The following is a 16,073-nucleotide window of genomic DNA, read 5'->3' as shown; positions in this document are numbered from 1 at the left end:
GAGGGGCACCGTTACCTCACTCGGCCTTCCTTCCACGCGCCTACGAGCTTGTCGTAGTTGATCGTCTCGCCCTTCGGCTTCTCGTTGTCCAGCTTCTTCCACGGCGCGCCCTTGTCGGAGAGCCACTTGCTCGGGTCGCTCTTCGGGTTGAGCTTGGGCGCGCAGTGGGCCATGCCGGCGCGCTGCAGACGGGACATCACGTCGTCCATCTCGTTGGCCAGGTTGTCCATCGCCTGCTGCGGCGTCTTCTCGCCGGTCACGGCCACGGCCACGTTCTTCCACCAGAGCTGCGCGAGCTTCGGATAGTCGGGCACGTTGTTGCCGGTCGGCGTCCAGGCCACGCGCGCGGGGCTGCGGTAGAACTCGATCAGGCCGCCGTACTTGGACGCGTTCTTGGTGAAGTAGTCGCTGCGGATGTCGCTGTCGCGGATGAAGGTCAGGCCGGTGATGGACTTCTTCAGCGAGGTGGTCTTGGCCGTCACGAACTGCGCGTAGAGCCAGGCGGCGGCCGTGCGATTGGCCTCGTTGGACTTCAGGAAGGTCCAGGAACCCACGTCCTGGTAGCCGTTCTGCATGCCGTTCTTCCAGTACGGGCCGTTGGGGCCCGGGGCCATGCGCCACTTGGGCGTGCCGTCGGCATTCACGACCGGCAAGCCGGCCTTGATCATGTCGGCGGTGAAGGCGGTGTACCAGAAGATCTGCTGCGCGATCTGACCCTGTGCCGGCACCGGGCCGCTTTCGCCGAAGGTCATGCCCATCGCTTCCTTGGGCGCGTACTTCTTCATCCAGTCGATGTACTTGGTCAGCGCGAACACGGCGGCCGGCGAATTGGTGGCGCCGCCGCGGGCCACCGAGGCACCGACCGGCGTGCACTTGTCGTCCGCCACGCGGATGCCCCACTCGTCGACCGGCAGGCCGTTGGGGATGCCGATGTCGGCCTCGCCGGCCATCGACAGCCACGCATCGGTGAAGCGCCAACCCAGCGACGGGTCCTTTTTGCCGTAGTCCATGTGGCCGTAGATGGGCTTGCCGTCGAGCGTCTTCACGTCTTCGGAGAAGAAGGCGGCGATGTCCTCGTAGGCGCTCCAGTTCAGAGGCACGCCCAGCTCGTAGCCATACTTGGCCTTGAACTTGTCCTGCAGGTCCTTGCGCGCGAACAGGTCGGCGCGGAACCAGTAGAGGTTGGCGAACTGCTGGTCGGGCAGCTGGTACATCTTGCCGTCCGGCGCCGTCGTGAAGCTGGTGCCGATGAAGTCCTTCAGGTCCAGGCCCGGGTTGGTGTACTCCTTCCAGGGGCCGGCCATCTGGTCGGTCAGCGCTAGCGCCGTGCCGTAGCGGTAGTGGGTGCCGATGTGGTCGGAGTCGTTGATCCAGCCGTCGTAGATGGACTTGCCGGACTGCATCGAGGTCTGCAGCTTCTCGACCACGTCGCCTTCCTGCAGCAGGTCGTGCTTGACCTTGATGCCGGTGATCTCGGTGAAGGCCTTGGCCAGCGTCTTGCTCTCGTACTCGTGCGTGGTCAGCGTCTCGGAGACGACGGTGATCTCCTTCACGCCCTTGGCCTGCAGCTTCTGGGCCGCCTCGATGAACCATTTCATCTCGGCCATCTGCTGGTCTTTATTGAGCGTGGACGGCTGGAACTCGCTGTCGATCCACTTCTTGGCCTCGGCCTCGCCGGCCTGGGCATGGCCGGCCATCGCGCAGGCGGCGGCGGCCAGTGCGATTGCATGCATCTTCTTCATCTGCGTGTCTCCTGATGGGTTGATCTTGAACAGACTGCGTGACTGCTTTGCTTGCTTCCCCGCTTCTCATTCACTGAGGGTTCACCACGGCCGCGGGGAAGCGCTGGCCGGATTCCCGAAAAACTCGACTCAGCCTCGGCGCATCACCAGCAGCAGCACGAGGGCCGAGAGCCCCGTGCCCCACCAGATGCTGGGCTCCTCCTCCAGGTGCAGCCATTCCTGCAGTTGCCCGGCGAGGCCGATGAAGGCGAGGTTGATGTAGGCGGCGCTCAAGAGGCCGACGAAGAGCCGGTCGCCGCGCGTCGTCTGCATCGGCAGCCAGCCCTTTCGCAGCGTGGTGGGCGACTTCATCTCCCACACGGTCATCACGGCCAGCATCAGCACGATGCAGCTGAAGAACACGGCCACCGGGGTGGTCCAGACCATCCAATCGAACATCAGACTCTCCCCATCGCAAATCCTTTTGCGATGTAGTGGCGCACGAACCAGATTACGATGGCACCCGGCACGATCGTCAGCACGCCGGCGGCGGCGAGCGTCGCCCAGTCCATGCCGGCGGCGCTGACGGTGCGCGTCATCGTCGCGACGATGGGCTTGGCATTGACGCTGGTCAGCGTGCGCGCCAGCAGCAGCTCCACCCAGCTGAACATGAAGCAGAAGAAAGCCGTCACGCCGACGCCGGCCTTGATCAGCGGCAGGAAGATGGTCAGGAAGAAGCGCGGGAAGGAGTAGCCGTCGATGTAGGCCGTCTCGTCGATCTCGCGCGGGATGCCGCTCATGAAGCCTTCCAGGATCCACACCGCCAGCGGCACGTTGAACACCAGGTGGGCCAGGGCCACGCCGAGGTAGGTGTCCATCAGGCCGACGGTCGAGTAGAGCTGGAAGAAGGGCAGCAGGAAGACCGCCGGCGGCGTCATGCGGTTGGTCAGCAGCCAGAAGAACACATGCTTGTCGCCCAGGAAGCTCCAGCGGCTGAAGGCATAGGCCGCCGGCAGCGCCACGGTGACCGAGATCACCACGTTGATCGCCACGTAGCTCAGGCTGTTGATGTAGCCCGAGTACCAGGACTCGTCGGTGAAGATCGTGCGGTAGTTGGCCCAGGTGAAGTGCTGCGGCAGCAGGCTGAAGTGAGCGACGATCTCCTCGTTCGTCTTGAAGCTCATGTTGACCATCCAGTAGATGGGCAGCAGGGCGAAGACGAGGTAGAGGATCAGGAAGATCGAGCGCTTGTGGAAGCGGTTCTCAGCCATGGCCCGGCTCCTTGTCGGCGGTACCGAGCGCTTGCATCCCGTTATAGAGGATGAAGCACAGCAGCAGGATGATGAGGAAGTAGATCAGCGAGAAGGCCGCGGCCGGGCCGAGGTCGAACTGGCCCACTGCCTTCTGCGTCAGGAACTGGCTGAGGAAGGTCGTCGCGTTGCCGGGCCCGCCGCCGGTCAGCACGAAGGGCTCGGTGTAGATCATGAAGCTGTCCATGAAGCGCAGCAGCACGGCGATCATCAGCACGCCGCGCATCTTGGGCAGCTGGATGTAGCGGAACACGGCGAACTTGCTGGCGCCGTCGATCTGCGCCGCCTGGTAGTAGGCATCGGGGATCGAGAGCAGGCCGGCATAGCCCAGCAGCGCCACCAGCGGCGTCCAGTGCCAGACGTCCATCACCAGCACGGTGAGCCAGGCGTCGGTGGCGTCGCCGGTGTAGTTGTAGCTGACGCCCATGCCCTGCAGCGCGGCGCCGAGCAGGCCAATGTCGGCCCGGCCGAAGATCTGCCAGATCGTGCCGACCACGTTCCACGGGATCAGCAACGACAGCGCCACGATCACCAGCACGGCCGAGGCCTTCCAGCCCTGCGCCGGCATCGCCAGCGCCAGCGCCACGCCCAGCGGCAGCTCGACGAGCAGCACCGCCAGCGAGAAGCCGAGCTGCCGCAGCAGCGCCTCGTGCAGCTCCGGGTCGCGCATCACCGACGCGAACCATTCGGTGCCGACGAAGACGCGGCGGTCCGGCGAGATGATGTCCTGCACCGAGTAGTTCACCACCGTCATCAGCGGCAGGATGGCCGAGAAGGCCACGCAGATGAGCACCGGCAGGATCATCAGCCAGGCTTTCTGGTTCACGGGCTTGGCGACGTTCATGCGCGAGCCTCCTCGATCAGGCGCTCGTCCGCGCCATAGAAACAGGTGTGGGTGCCGAGCAGCTGCAGGCCGATCTCGCTGCCCTCTGCCGGCGGCACGGCCTCGGCAGGCAGCCGCAGGCGCACCCTCTGATCGCCCAGCGCAGCCGTGACAAGCCAATAGGTGCCGACGTCCTGCAAGCGGGCCACACGGGCACGCAGTGCATTCGCGGCGCCGGGCGCGGCGAGCGTGACGTACTCGGGGCGCACGCCCAGTGTCAGCGTCGGATGGGCGGCCAGTCCCGGCGCGTCGAGCGCCAGGTCCTGCCCCGCCACCGTCAGCACGCCGGCCCGCCAGCGCGCCGGCAGGAAGTTCATGCCCGGCGAGCCGATGAAGTGGCCGACGAACTGGTGCTGCGGCCGCTCGAACAGCTGGTCCGCCGAGCCCACCTGCACCGCGCGGCCCTGGCTCATCACGACGATCTGTTCGGCGAAGGTCAGCGCCTCCACCTGGTCGTGCGTCACGTAGATCAGCGTGAGCTTCAGCTCGTGGTGGATCTGCTTGAGCTTGCGGCGCAGCTGCCACTTCAGGTGCGGGTCGATCACCGTCAGCGGCTCGTCGAACAGCACGGCCGACACGTCCTCCCGCACCAGGCCACGGCCCAGCGAGATTTTCTGCTTGGCATCGGCCGCCAATCCTGCGGCGCGCTGGTTCAGTTGGCCGCTCAGTTCCAGCATCTCGGCGATGCGGCCGACGCGGGCCTTGATGCGATCGGCCGGCACGCCGCGGTTCTTCAGCGGGAAGGCGAGGTTCTCGGCCACCGTCATCGTGTCGTAGATGACCGGGAACTGGAACACCTGCGCGATATTGCGCTGCTGGGGCGAGAGCGCCGTCACATCGCGCCCGTCGAAGCTGACCGTCCCCTGCGAGGGCTGCACCAGCCCCGAGATGATGTTCAGCATCGTCGTCTTGCCGCAGCCCGAGGGGCCCAGCAGCGCATAGGCGCCGCCGTCCTCGAAGGTCATCTTCAGCGGCAGCAGCGCGTAGTCGCTGTCCTGCTGCGGGTTCGGCCGGTAGCTGTGGGCCAGGTCGAGGTCGATGCGGGCCATCAGCGTGCTCCCCGATCGGGGGCCAGCAGGAGCAGGCCTTGGGCGTCGAACACGTGGGTCTGTGCGCCGTCCAGGTAGAGCGTCAGCGGCGTGCCCAGCTCGAAGTAGTGAACGCCGCCCAGCTGGGCCACCAGCGGGCCGACCGCGCTCTTCACGTGCACGAAGGTGTCCGAGCCCGAGATCTCGGCCAGCTCCACCTGTCCGGCCAGCGCGACGTCGCCGGGCCGCTGCTGCAGGCGCAGCGCGTTCGCTCGCACGCCCACGGTGACCGAGCCGGCCGGCGCACGCAGCGCCAGCGCAAGACCCGACCCCAGATCGATCCGCTCGCCGCTCGATTGGCCGGTCAGCAGGTTCATCGGCGGATCGCTGAAGGCCCGCGCCACACGCAGCGAGGCGGGGCGGTGGAAGACCTCGGCCGTGGGGCCGTACTGCAGCAGCTCGCCAGCATCGAGCACGGCGGTATGGCCGCCCAGCAGTAGCGCCTCGGCAGGCTCGGTGGTGGCGTAGACCACGGTTGACTCGCCCGCGGCGAAGAGCTGGGTCAGCTCCTCGCGCAGTTCCTCGCGCAGCTTGTAGTCCAGGTTCACCAGCGGCTCGTCCAGCAGCATCAGCGGCGCCGCTTTGGCGAGCGCGCGGGCCAGCGCCACGCGCTGCTGTTGGCCGCCGCTGAGCTGGGCGGGCAGCTTGGTGAGGTGCATCTCGATGTGCAGCCGCTCGGCCAGCGCCTGCACCTGCGCGCGGATGGCCGCCGCATCCAAACCGCCGCGCAGCTTCAGCGGCGAGGCGATGTTGTCGAACACGCTCATCGATGGATAGTTGATGAACTGCTGGTAGACCATCGAGACCTTGCGCTGGCGCACCGGCACACCGGTGACGTCGATGCCGTCCACGCTCACGCGGCCGCCGCTGGGCTTGTCCAGGCCGGCCATCAGGCGCATCAGGCTGGTCTTGCCGGCCTGCGTGGCGCCCAGCAGCACCGTCACCGCGCCCGGCACCAGCCGCAGGTCCAGCGGGTACAGGTAATCGGCAGCGCCGACCCGGTAGCTGAGGCCTTCCATCGTCAACTGCATTGCGTCGTCTCTTCCTGCTTGGTGAACCAGTCATGCACCGCCTGCCGCTGGGCCTCGCTGTAGTGCAGGCCCAGCTTCGATCGGCGCCAGAGCGCGTCCTCCGCGGCGCAGGCCCATTCCTCGCGCACGAGGTAGCGCAGCTCGGCCTCGTGCAGGCCGGGCGCCACTTCCTGCCCCAGCCCGGCCAGTGAATCCGCGCCGCCGATCACCCGGCCGACCCGACTGCCGTAGGCGCGCGCCAGGCGCCGTGCCAACGCGGCGGGCAGCCAGGCGTGGCGCTGGCCGATCGCCTGCACCAGGCGCTCGAAATCCGCATCGGGCCGGCGCGGCGCGCCGATCCATTCGCGCAGGTCGCCGCCGGGCATGGCGGCCTTCTCCGTCCAGGCCGGGCGCTGCTCGCCGAGCATCTGGCCGATCAGGTCGGCCGCGTCCTCAGACAGCTTGCGGAAGGTGGTGATCTTGCCGCCCCATACCGAGAGCAGCGGCGCGCCACCGTCGGCGTGGGTTTCCAGCAGGTAGTCGCGGGTGACGGCGGAGGGGTCGCCCGCCGCATCGTCCAGCAGCGGCCGCACGCCGGCATAGCTCCACACCACGTCGGAGCGGGTCACCGGCTTCTCGAAATAGCGGCTGGCCTGCTCGCAGAGGTAGTCGACCTCCGCCTCGTCGATGTGCCGCGCATGCTCCATGGCCGCGGCGGCGGGCAGCTCCATGTCGGTCGTGCCGATCAGGGTGAACTCGCCCTCGAAGGGGATGGCGAAGATGATGCGCTTGTCGGGGTTCTGGAAGATGTAGGCGTGGTCGTGGGTGAAGCACTGCCGCACGACAATGTGGCTGCCCTTGACCAGGCGCAGGCTCTTGGTCGCCAACGTCTCGTGCCCGGCCGGGCGAGCCACGCCGCGCAGGAAGGCCTCGGCCCAGGGGCCTGCGGCGTTGACCAGCGCCCGGGCGCGCACCCGGCGCGGGCCACGCGGCGTATCCACCGTGGCGGTCCAGCCGTCCGGCCCGCGCTGCGCGGCGGTGACGGTGCTGCGGGTCAGCACCTCGGCGCCCTTGTCACGCGCGTCCAGCGCATTCAGCACGACCAGGCGAGCATCGTCCACCCAGCCGTCCGAGTAGACGAAGCCGCGCGTGTAGCGGCTCTTCAGCGGCGCACCGAAGGGCGAGCGGCGCAGATCCAGGCCGGCCGAGCCGGGCAGCACCTCGCGGCGCGCGAGATGGTCGTAGAGGAACAGGCCCATGCGCACCATCCAGGCCGGGCGCATCGCCGCGTCATGCGGCATCACAAAGCGCAGTGGGCGGATGATGTGCGGCGCGCTGCGCAGCAGCACCTCGCGTTCCTGCAGCGCCTTGCGCACCAGCGAGAACTCGTAGTACTCCAGGTAGCGCAGCCCGCCGTGGATCAGCTTGGTGGACGAGGAGGAGGTGTGCGCGGCCAGGTCATCCCGCTCGGCCAGCATCACGCGCCAGCCGCGGCCGGCCAGGTCGCGCGCAATGCCGGCGCCATTGATGCCGCCGCCGACGACGAGCACGTCGAAGGCTTCCTCGTCAGCATTCATGGACATCATCTCCACCTCAGCAGCATTCACCGGCTGTTGTCTCCTGCGGGAACGAAGGGCGCGCTTGCTTTTGTGCGCGTTTGTTTTCTTCTCTTTTCTTTTGTATCTCCAATCGGCGCGATTTCATCCAGGGTTATCCCGTTGTTGTTTCGTTTTCGTTCGTTTTAAATTCCAACCCACATGAATCCACGCCAGAACGACCTGCTGAACGAAGTGCGCGCCCGCGGCTCCATCAGCGTGGAGGCGCTGGCCGAGCGCTTCGGCGTCACCCTGCAGACGGTGCGGCGCGACGTGCAGCGCCTCGCCGAGGCCGGGCTGATCACGCGCTTCCACGGCGGCGTGCGGGTGCCGGCCTCCACCACCGAGAACATCGCCTACCGCCAGCGCCAGGCCATCGGCGCAGAAGGCAAGGCGCGCATCGCCCGCGCGGTGGCGGCCCGCATTCCGCACGGCTGCTCGCTGATCCTCAACATCGGCACCACCACCGAGGCCGTGGCCCGCGAGCTGCTGCACCACCGCGGCCTGCGCGTGATCACCAACAACCTGAACGTGGCGATGATCCTGTCCGACAACGCCGACTGCGAGCTGGTGATGGTGGGCGGCATGGTGCGCCCGCGCGATCGCGGCGTGATCGGCGAGGCCGCGGTCGATTTCATCCGCCAGTTCAAGGTGGACATCGGCCTGATCGGCATCTCCGGCATCGAGGAAGACGGCTCGCTGCGCGACTTCGACTACCGCGAGGTGATGGTGGCCCGCACGATCATCGAGCACTCGCGCGAGGTGTGGCTCGCCACCGACCACAGCAAGTTCAAGCGCCCGGCGATGGCCGAGGTGGGTCGCCTGCAGCATCTGGATCTGTTGTTCACCGACGCAACGCCGCCGGAACCCTTCCCTGCATTGCTCACAGAGGCCGGCGTCGAACTGGTCGTGGCAGGGACATAACAAGGAGACTCCACTGACATGTCCGATTTCCTGCTCGCCCTCGACCAGGGCACTTCCAGCTCGCGCTCGATCGTGTTCGATGCGCGCGGCCGCATCGTCGCGATGGCGCAGCGCGAGTTCCGGCAGATCTACCCGCAGCCGGGCTGGGTCGAGCACGATGCCGACGAGATCTGGAGCTCGCAGCTCGCCACCGCCCGCGAGGCGCTGGACACGGCGGGCCTGAAGGCCGCGGACATCAGGGCGCTGGGCATCACCAATCAGCGCGAGACGACCCTGGTGTGGAACCGCAAGACCGGGCGCCCGATCCACAACGCCATCGTCTGGCAGGACCGCCGCGCCGAGCCCACCTGCGCGGCGATGCGCGAGCAGGGCCTGAGCGAGCTGGTGCAGCGCAAGACCGGCCTCGTCATCGACGCCTACTTCTCCGGCACCAAGCTCAAGTGGCTGCTCGACCACGTGCCCGACGCACGCGAGCAGGCCGCGCGCGGCGAGCTGGCCTTCGGCACGATCGATTCATGGCTGGTCTGGCAGCTCACCAACGGTGAGGTCCACGCCACCGACGTCAGCAACGCCTCGCGCACGATGCTGTTCGACATCCATGCCAACGACTGGGACGACGAGCTGCTGCACCTGCTGGACATCCCGCGCGAACTGCTGCCGGCCGTCCACCCCAGTGCGCACGATTTCGGCCGCGCCGCGCCCGAACACCTCGGCGCCGCGCTGATGATCGGCGGCATCGCCGGCGACCAGCAGGCCGCGCTCTTCGGCCAGGCCTGCTTCAGCGCCGGCATGGCCAAGAACACCTACGGCACCGGCTGCTTCATGCTGATGCACACCGGCGCGCGGGCGCAGGTCTCGAGCAACGGCCTGTTGACCACCAGCGCCGCGCAGGAATCGGCGAAGCCCGCGTACGCCTTCGAGGGCGGCGTGTTCATCGGCGGCGCCGTCGTGCAGTGGCTGCGCGACGGGCTGCGCGCATTCCCCGCCAGCAGCGACGTGCAGGGCCTCGCCGAGAGCGTGCCCGATGCCGGCGGCGTCGTCTTCGTGCCAGCCTTCACCGGCCTCGGCGCGCCCTACTGGAATGCCGACGCCCGCGGCACCATCACCGGCCTCACCCGCGGCACGACGATGGCCCACATCGCCCGCGCCGCGCTCGAATCGATCGCCTTCCAGAGCGCCGCGCTGCTGCAGGCGATGAGCCGTGACGCGGTCGCCGCCGGCGGCTCGCCGGTGCATGAGCTGCGCGTGGACGGCGGCGCCTGCGTCAACAACCTGCTGATGCAGTTCCAGGCCGACCTGCTGGGCATCCCGGTCGTGCGCCCCAAGGTCATCGAGACCACCGCGCTGGGCGCCGCCTACCTGGCCGGCATCGGCAGCGGCCTCTACGCCGGCACCGGCGACGTGGCCCACAACTGGCAGGCCGAGCGCACCTTCCACCCGACCTTGCCGCGCGAGCGCGCCGAGGAGCTGATGGCCAGCTGGGAGCGCGCGGTGCGGCAGGCCACGACGACCTGACACTTTGGCGCGCGTTTGGCGCAATGCATCGATGCCTGGCAGAAGGGCTGAGTTGCGGCTCCCACGGGGCGAACCGCAGCGGCAAGCGATGAGCCCCGGTGTATGGTCCCGGGCGTGACCACAACCCCATCCCCGCCACGCTCCCGGTTCCCGACCTGGGCCCTGATCGCCCTGATGCTCGCCAACGGCACGCTGCTGGGCCTGGCGGAATACCAGCACTACACGGGGCAGCATCCCTGGGAGCCCTTCCTGTGGGAGTTCAGCTCGGCCGCGGTCGTCGGCGTGCTGATCCCACTCGTGTACCGCTGGCACAAGAGAACGCGCACGCGGCCGTGGCCCATCTTCATCGGTCGGCACCTGGCGGGTTGGCTGCTGTTCTCGCTTGCCCACGTGGCCGGCATGTTCGGCCTGCGCTTCGCCGTCTACGCCCTGGCGGGCGTGCGCTACGAGCCGGGCGGCTGGCTGGACGTGCTGGGCTACGAGATCGGCAAGGACCTGGTCAGCTATGCGCTGATCGTTGCCATCTGCCATGGCCTGCAGCTGTGGCTGGAGGGCCAGCAGCGCGAGCGCGAGTTGCAGGCGCTGCGCGGCGAGCTGGCCGAGGCCAAGCTGGCCCGCCTGGCCGAGCAGGTCCAGCCGCACTTCCTGTTCAACACGCTCAACCTGATCTCCGCCACGATGTACGAGGACGTGGCGCGTGCCGACCGGCAGCTGTGCGACCTGGCCGAGCTGCTGCGCCAGCAGCTCGCCGCGCAAGGCACGCAGCAGCACAGCCTGGGCGAGGAGCTGCGGCTGGTGGAGCCGTATTTGGCGCTGATGCAGGCACGCTTCGGCGAGCGGCTGGCCGTGCGCATCGAGGTGAGCGAGGAAGCGAAGCGCTGCCAGGTGCCGACGCTGCTGTTGATCTCGCCGGTGGAAAACGCGATCAAGCATGACGTGGCGCTGAGCAGCGCGGCGGTGGAGGTGCGCGTGCGCGGCAAGGTCAGTGGGGGTGAACTGCAGCTGGCGGTGGAGAACAGCGGCATGGCGCCCGAGCGCGATGCGCGCGAGGGCGCCATCGGTCTGGCCAATCTGCGCCAGCGCGTGGCCACGCTGCACGGCGACCGGGCCGCCGTCACGCTGGAGGCGTTGGCCCAGGGCGGCAGCCGTCTCGCCATCCATCTGCCGGCCGCCGCATGAGAATCTTCATCGTCGACGACGAACCGCCGGCACGCGCCAAGCTGCGCCGCCTGCTGGGCGGCCTGCCCGGCGTTGAACTGGCCGGCGAGGCGGGCGACGCCATCGAAGCACTGGCCAAGCTGCCCACGGCCGCGGCGGATGCGGTGCTGCTGGACATCCAGATGCCCGGCATCAGCGGCCTGGAGCTGGCGCTGCAGCTGCCGCCCGGCCTGCTCTGCGCCTTCTGCACGGCCTATGACGAACATGCCGTGCGCGCCTTCGATCTCAACGCGGTCGACTACCTGCTGAAGCCCTACACGCCCGAGCGACTGGCGCAGACGATCGACCGCCTGCGCGAGCGGCTGGCGGGCAAGGAGCAGGCACGCACCCGCCTGCTCGGCGCGCTGCAGTCGGCCCAGCCGCTCGGCGGCCACTGGCTGGTGGAGCGGCGCGGCGCCCTGCACAAGCTGGCGCTGGACGCCGTGCAATGCGTCAGCGCCGCAGGCAACTACATCGAGCTGCATGCGCCGCCCGACACCTTCCTGGAGCGCCGCACGCTGAACGCCTTCCTCGCGCACCCGACCGTGGCGGGCCGCTTCCTGCGCGTGCATCGCAGCCATGCGGTGAATCCGGCGCACATCCAGTCGATCGCCAGCCTGCCCACTGGCGAGGCACTGCTGACCCTCACCGGCGGCCACCAGGTGCGCGTGTCGCGCAGCCAGCGCCAGCAACTCGCCCCGTGAGCTGAGCGCCTCGCCCCAATCCGCTGGCCTCGTGCGCCGGCCCGCGCGAAGCTGGCGGCATGGACACCACGACACCGTCTCGACACCATTTCCTCGACTGGCTACGCATCATCGCCTTCGGCCTGCTCGTGCCCTATCACGTCGGCATGTACTACGTGACCTGGGACTGGCATGTGAAGAGCGCCGCGGCCTCGTCGACGATCGAACCGCTGATGCTGATCACCGCGCCCTGGCGCATGGGTCTGCTGTTCCTGATCTCGGGCGCAGCCACGCAGTTCATGCTGGGCCGCGCCGGCCGCTTCGTGCGCCCGCGTTCGCGCCGGCTGCTGTGGCCGCTGCTGTTCGGCATGCTGGTGGTCGTGCCGCCGCAGTCCTACTACGAGGTCGTCACCAAGCTCGCTTACGGCGGCAGCTACGCCGACTTCCTGCCGCTCTACCTCCGCGGCTATCACGGCTTCTGCCGCGGCACCGATTGCCTCTCGCTGCCGACCTGGAACCACCTCTGGTTCCTGCCCTATCTGTGGGCGTACACGATGCTCGGCTGGGCGCTGTGGAAGCTGTGGCCGGATGGCCGTGAGAAGTTCGAGCGATTGATCGGTGATGGCCGGACGCTACTGCTGCTGGCCGTGCCGCTGATGGCCGCGCGGCTCACGCTCACGCTGTTCCCCTCCACGCACAACCTCACTGCCGATTGGTACAACCACCTGCAGTACTTCTACCTGTTCCTGCTGGGCCTGCTCGGCGCGCGCAGCGGGCTGTGGGTGCTGATGCAGCGCTGGCGCTGGCAGGCGCTTGGCTTCGCCGTGCTGGCCTGGGCACTGCTGCTGGCCTACTTCAAGCACTACGCCTCGCAGGACCCGTCGACAGCCATGCTCTACGGCCAGCGCCTGCTGTGGGGCGCCTTCGAATGGTCGGCCATCGTCGCCGCCTGCGGCCACGCCCGGCAGTGCCTGGACTTCGACAACGCCGCGCGCCGCTGGCTCACGCCGGCCATCTTCTGCCTCTACGTCTTCCACCAAACCGTGATCGTGCTGCTGACCCGCGCCCTGCTGCCGCTGGGCCTGCCGCCGGTGGCTGAAGGGCCGCTGCTGATCGCGCTGACCTTCGCGATCTGCCTGGCGCTCTATGCGCTGCTGCGCCGCGTGCCGGTCCTGCGCGAGTTCGTGGGCATCGCCCCGCCCCGGCAGGCCGCCGGCCCTTCCCCCATCAGCGCGGCCACGCTAACGGTGGCCGGCCTTCCGCAAGCTCGCGCTGCCCAGGTCCAGGTCGGCGGCTCGGATCGTCCATGCACCCGGGAACTGCGCGGGTAGCTCGGCGCCGGCCGCTTTCAGGTCGGCCACGATTACCGTGCGCAGCGCGTCGGCCTGCCAGAACTCGCCGGCGAAGGCGCGCAGGCGCGTGGCGTCGACGGCCAGCAGTTCCTCCGGCACGCGCTGCAGGTCGGCCAGCGCGCGGCGGCGCAGCAGCTGCTCGGAGACCGCGCCCGCCAGGCCGGCCGTGGTCTCCAGGCCGCGGCCGAAGTCGCCGACGAGCACGGCCTCGCGCGCCGCCAGTTCGGGCGCGGGCACGTCCTCGCGCGCGAGCTTCAGGATCTCGCCGCGCAGCAAGGTGGCGACCTCGCCGACGCTGCCGTTCTTGGTCTGCGCGAAGGCGGTCAGCATGCCGCCGCCGGCCAGTGATTCGATGCCGCTGTTGGCGCCGTAGCTGAGGCCGCGCTTGATGCGCACCTCCTGGTTGATGCGCGACGAGTAGCCGCCGCCCAGCACCGCGTTGGCCACCGCGCCGGCACGCAGCGCGGCCCGCTGAGCCGGCGCATTGCCGAAGCCCGCGTAGGGCGCGACGACGACGACCGCGCCCTGCCCTGCACCGGGCAGGTCCAGCAGCAGGGCCGGCGGCGCCAGGGGCCGCGGCACCACGCTGGGCGTGGGCGGCGCGGCCATGCGGTTCTGCTTCCAGTCGCCGAAGTGCTTGCGCGCCAGTGCCTGGGTGCCCGCCAGGTCCACGTCGCCAGCCAGCACCAGCGTCGTGCGCTCGGGGCGCAAGACCTGGACCCGGTGGAAGGCGACAAGGTCTTCCCGCCGGATGCGCTGCAGGCTGGCCGGCGTGGTGACGACGCCGTTGGGCGTGTCGCCCCAGTAGAGGCGCCGCGCCAGCAGGCCGGCCAGCGCGCCGGGGTCGGACAGGTTCAGCTTGATCGCGTCCAGGCTCTGCGCGCGGCTGCGCTCCAGCTCCTCGGCCGGGAAGGTCGGCGCGCGCAGCACCTCGGCCATCAACGCCAGCGCCTCGTCGAGCCGGTTGACGGGCACCGTCATCGCGATGCGGCTCGCGCGTGCACCGGTGTCGATCTCCAGGCTGCCGCCCAGGCTCTCGGCGGCGATGGCCAGGGTCGCGGCATCGCGCGCCGGGCGGCCGGGCAACTGGCTGCCCTTGCCCATCAAGGTGAAGGCCAGCGAGGCCAGGCCCGCCTTGCCCGGCGGATCGAGCAGGCTGCCCGCCTCGACGAGCAGCATCGCCGTCACCAGCGGCAGCGCGCGACGCTCGGCAGCGGCGAAGCGCAGGCCGTTGGGCAGCGCCGCGTCGGCCATCGTCGGCACCGCGAGCGCCTGGGCCGGCGCGGGCAGCGGCGGGCGGTCGAAGCCGCGCGGGGGAGTGGTGTCGGTCGGCGCGTTCATGCGGTCGCTCCTGAAGCCTTGCCCTCGGACGGCGGCGGCGTGCCCTTGTCACCGTCGCTGCTCTCGTACAGCACGGTCACCCGCTTGCCCTGCAGCACCTCGCGGCGCATCACGCGCTGCACGTCGGCCACCGTCACCGCCTGCAGCTGCGCCAGCTCGCGGTTCACGGCCGTGGCATCGCCGCGCAGCAGCGCCGCCTGGCCCACGGCCTCGGCGATGCCCAGCGGCGTCTGCCGACGCACCAGCGCCGTGGTGAGCAACTGCGCCTTCACCTTGTCCAGCTCGGCCGGCGCGATCGGCTCCTCGGCCAGGCGCTGCACCTCGTGGGCCAGCGGCTCGACCAGGTCCTGCGCGCTCTGCGAGCCGGCGGCGATCGCGTTGGCGACGAGCAGGCCGGCATCGGCATTGAGCATCGCGTCGAAGCCGGCGCTCTGCGCGATCTGCATCCGGTAGACCAGGCTTTCGTTGAGCCGCGACGAATCGCCCAGCGAAAGCAGGCCCTGTGCCACCTGCAGCGCCGGTGCATCGGCGCTACCAGCACGCGGCGCCTGCCAGATCAGCAGCGCGGCGGGCAGCGGCACGTTGGCGCCGCTGAGCTTGAACTGGGCATCGGCCGCGCGGCGCGGTTCCACCGTGTCCACGCGCGGCACCGGCTCGCGCGGCTGGCGGATGCTGCCGAAGTAGTGGTCCACCCAGCGGTCCAGCTGCAGCGGATCGAAGGCGCCGGCGACGATCAGCACCGCGTTGTCGGGCCGGTAGTAGGTGTCGTGGAAGCGCTGCACGTCCTGCAAGGTCGCGGCGTCCAGGTCGGCCATGCTGCCGATCACCGGGCGGCGGTACGGGTGCTTCTGGTAGCCGTAGCTGGAGATGGCGTTGAACAGCTGGCCGTAGGGCTCGGCCAGCACGCGCTGGCGGTACTCCTCCTTGACGACCTCGCGCTCGCTGTCGAAGTTCGCCTGGTCGACCTGCAGATTGCTCATCCGCTCGGCCTCGGCCCACAGCAGCGGCTCCAGGTGGTTGGCCGGCACGACGCTGTGGAAGGCGGTCACGTCGTCCGCGGTGAAGGCGTTGTTGCTGCCGCCGACGTCCTCGGTCATGCGGTCGAACTGCTCGTCCGCCATGTAGCGCGTGCGCTTGAACATCATGTGCTCGAACAGGTGCGCGAAGCCCGAGCGGCCGGCCGGGTCGTCCTTGCCGCCGACGCGGTACCAGACCTGGACACTGACCGAGTAGCCGGCCTGCGGCACGGCGATCAGCTCCAAACCGTTGGGCAGGATGCGGCGGGCCAGCGGCAGCGGGGCGATGGCCAGCGGTGCGGTGGCCTGTGGCGGCTGCTGCGCCCACAGCGGCGACAGGCCCAGCACGGCGCCCAGGCCTGCGCCGTACTGCAACACGCGCCGCCGCGGCAGGCGCGCGAATTGTGGATAGGTCATGACTTCATCCCTCCTTGCGCT

The 16,073-nt window shown here is 69.2% G+C and carries 14 protein-coding genes; 5 read left to right on the top strand and 9 right to left on the bottom strand.

Going from position 1 to position 16,073, the window contains the following annotated elements:
- Positions 1 to 11: 11 nt before the first annotated feature.
- From SNE35_RS10505 to glpD, 7 genes are all read right to left on the bottom strand, one after another.
- Positions 12 to 1,742, bottom strand: a complete 1,731-nt coding sequence (locus tag SNE35_RS10505) for an ABC transporter substrate-binding protein (protein ID WP_320422851.1) — start codon at positions 1,740 to 1,742, stop codon at positions 12 to 14.
- A gap of 129 nt (positions 1,743 to 1,871) precedes the next feature.
- Entirely contained in the window at positions 1,872 to 2,180 is a 309-nt protein-coding gene (locus SNE35_RS10500) for a DUF2160 domain-containing protein (protein WP_320422850.1), read from the bottom strand.
- A complete protein-coding gene (locus tag SNE35_RS10495; protein ID WP_320422849.1) occupies positions 2,180 to 2,992 on the bottom strand; it encodes a carbohydrate ABC transporter permease in 813 nt (270 codons plus the stop codon). The genes SNE35_RS10500 and SNE35_RS10495 overlap by 1 nt, the downstream gene beginning before the upstream one ends.
- The gene (locus SNE35_RS10490; RefSeq protein ID WP_320422848.1) at positions 2,985 to 3,875 is read right to left on the bottom strand and encodes a carbohydrate ABC transporter permease; all 891 of its coding nucleotides are present in this window, start codon (positions 3,873 to 3,875) and stop codon (positions 2,985 to 2,987) included. Before SNE35_RS10490 ends, SNE35_RS10495 begins: the two co-directional genes overlap by 8 nt.
- Entirely contained in the window at positions 3,872 to 4,963 is a 1,092-nt protein-coding gene (locus SNE35_RS10485; RefSeq protein WP_320422847.1) for an ABC transporter ATP-binding protein, read from the bottom strand. The genes SNE35_RS10490 and SNE35_RS10485 overlap by 4 nt, the downstream gene beginning before the upstream one ends.
- On the bottom strand, positions 4,963 to 6,033 hold the full coding sequence (locus SNE35_RS10480) for an ABC transporter ATP-binding protein (RefSeq protein ID WP_320422846.1): 1,071 nt from the start codon (positions 6,031 to 6,033) through the stop codon (positions 4,963 to 4,965). The genes SNE35_RS10485 and SNE35_RS10480 overlap by 1 nt, the downstream gene beginning before the upstream one ends.
- Positions 6,024 to 7,589 carry a glycerol-3-phosphate dehydrogenase gene (glpD, locus tag SNE35_RS10475; protein WP_320422845.1) on the bottom strand — a complete coding sequence of 522 codons (1,566 nt, stop codon included), beginning with the start codon at positions 7,587 to 7,589 and terminating at the stop codon, positions 6,024 to 6,026. Before glpD ends, SNE35_RS10480 begins: the two co-directional genes overlap by 10 nt.
- A 180-nt stretch (positions 7,590 to 7,769) precedes the next feature.
- On the opposite strand from glpD, the gene SNE35_RS10470 reads away from it, so the two are divergent.
- The 5 genes from SNE35_RS10470 to SNE35_RS10450 all read left to right on the top strand — a co-directional run bounded on the left by SNE35_RS10470 (position 7,770) and on the right by SNE35_RS10450 (position 13,257).
- Positions 7,770 to 8,531 carry a DeoR/GlpR family DNA-binding transcription regulator gene (locus tag SNE35_RS10470; RefSeq protein ID WP_320422844.1) on the top strand — a complete coding sequence of 254 codons (762 nt, stop codon included), beginning with the start codon at positions 7,770 to 7,772 and terminating at the stop codon, positions 8,529 to 8,531.
- A gap of 18 nt (positions 8,532 to 8,549) precedes the next feature.
- Positions 8,550 to 10,046, top strand: a complete 1,497-nt coding sequence (gene glpK / locus SNE35_RS10465) for a glycerol kinase GlpK (protein ID WP_320422843.1) — start codon at positions 8,550 to 8,552, stop codon at positions 10,044 to 10,046.
- A 114-nt stretch (positions 10,047 to 10,160) separates the two neighbouring features.
- Positions 10,161 to 11,225: a sensor histidine kinase gene (locus tag SNE35_RS10460; RefSeq protein ID WP_320422842.1), complete on the top strand. Its 1,065-nt coding sequence runs from the start codon at positions 10,161 to 10,163 to the stop codon at positions 11,223 to 11,225.
- Positions 11,222 to 11,947: a LytR/AlgR family response regulator transcription factor gene (locus SNE35_RS10455; protein WP_320422841.1), complete on the top strand. Its 726-nt coding sequence runs from the start codon at positions 11,222 to 11,224 to the stop codon at positions 11,945 to 11,947. Before SNE35_RS10460 ends, SNE35_RS10455 begins: the two co-directional genes overlap by 4 nt.
- A 59-nt stretch (positions 11,948 to 12,006) precedes the next feature.
- A complete protein-coding gene (locus SNE35_RS10450; RefSeq protein WP_320422840.1) occupies positions 12,007 to 13,257 on the top strand; it encodes an acyltransferase family protein in 1,251 nt (416 codons plus the stop codon).
- Here the strand turns inward: SNE35_RS10450 and SNE35_RS10445 are convergent.
- Together SNE35_RS10445 and SNE35_RS10440 are read right to left on the bottom strand one after the other, a co-directional pair.
- Entirely contained in the window at positions 13,168 to 14,619 is a 1,452-nt protein-coding gene (locus tag SNE35_RS10445) for a M16 family metallopeptidase (RefSeq protein ID WP_320422839.1), read from the bottom strand. The two genes, SNE35_RS10450 and SNE35_RS10445, sit on opposite strands and share 90 nt — an antisense overlap.
- Positions 14,616 to 16,052 carry a M16 family metallopeptidase gene (locus tag SNE35_RS10440; RefSeq protein WP_320422838.1) on the bottom strand — a complete coding sequence of 479 codons (1,437 nt, stop codon included), beginning with the start codon at positions 16,050 to 16,052 and terminating at the stop codon, positions 14,616 to 14,618. Before SNE35_RS10440 ends, SNE35_RS10445 begins: the two co-directional genes overlap by 4 nt.
- Positions 16,053 to 16,073 lie beyond the last annotated feature (21 nt).

The sequence above is a fragment of the Roseateles agri genome (assembly GCF_034043675.1).
Taxonomy (GTDB): domain Bacteria; phylum Pseudomonadota; class Gammaproteobacteria; order Burkholderiales; family Burkholderiaceae_C; genus KK5.
Note: the sequence above shows the minus strand (reverse complement) of the source record. Positions and strands in the feature narration are given on the sequence as shown.

Excerpts from the sequence above, each read along its gene's own strand:
- SNE35_RS10505 (WP_320422851.1), bottom strand. The coding sequence starts at position 1,742 with ATGAAGAAGATGCATGCAATCGCACTGGCCGCCGCCGCCTGCGCGATG.
- SNE35_RS10500 (WP_320422850.1), bottom strand. The coding sequence starts at position 2,180 with ATGTTCGATTGGATGGTCTGGACCACCCCGGTGGCCGTGTTCTTCAGC.
- SNE35_RS10495 (WP_320422849.1), bottom strand. The coding sequence starts at position 2,992 with ATGGCTGAGAACCGCTTCCACAAGCGCTCGATCTTCCTGATCCTCTAC.
- SNE35_RS10490 (WP_320422848.1), bottom strand. The coding sequence starts at position 3,875 with ATGAACGTCGCCAAGCCCGTGAACCAGAAAGCCTGGCTGATGATCCTG.
- SNE35_RS10485 (WP_320422847.1), bottom strand. The coding sequence starts at position 4,963 with ATGGCCCGCATCGACCTCGACCTGGCCCACAGCTACCGGCCGAACCCG.
- SNE35_RS10480 (WP_320422846.1), bottom strand. The coding sequence starts at position 6,033 with ATGCAGTTGACGATGGAAGGCCTCAGCTACCGGGTCGGCGCTGCCGAT.
- glpD (WP_320422845.1), bottom strand. The coding sequence starts at position 7,589 with ATGAATGCTGACGAGGAAGCCTTCGACGTGCTCGTCGTCGGCGGCGGC.
- SNE35_RS10470 (WP_320422844.1), top strand. The coding sequence starts at position 7,770 with ATGAATCCACGCCAGAACGACCTGCTGAACGAAGTGCGCGCCCGCGGC.
- glpK (WP_320422843.1), top strand. The coding sequence starts at position 8,550 with ATGTCCGATTTCCTGCTCGCCCTCGACCAGGGCACTTCCAGCTCGCGC.
- SNE35_RS10455 (WP_320422841.1), top strand. The coding sequence starts at position 11,222 with ATGAGAATCTTCATCGTCGACGACGAACCGCCGGCACGCGCCAAGCTG.
- SNE35_RS10450 (WP_320422840.1), top strand. The coding sequence starts at position 12,007 with ATGGACACCACGACACCGTCTCGACACCATTTCCTCGACTGGCTACGC.
- SNE35_RS10445 (WP_320422839.1), bottom strand. The coding sequence starts at position 14,619 with ATGAACGCGCCGACCGACACCACTCCCCCGCGCGGCTTCGACCGCCCG.
- SNE35_RS10440 (WP_320422838.1), bottom strand. The coding sequence starts at position 16,052 with ATGACCTATCCACAATTCGCGCGCCTGCCGCGGCGGCGCGTGTTGCAG.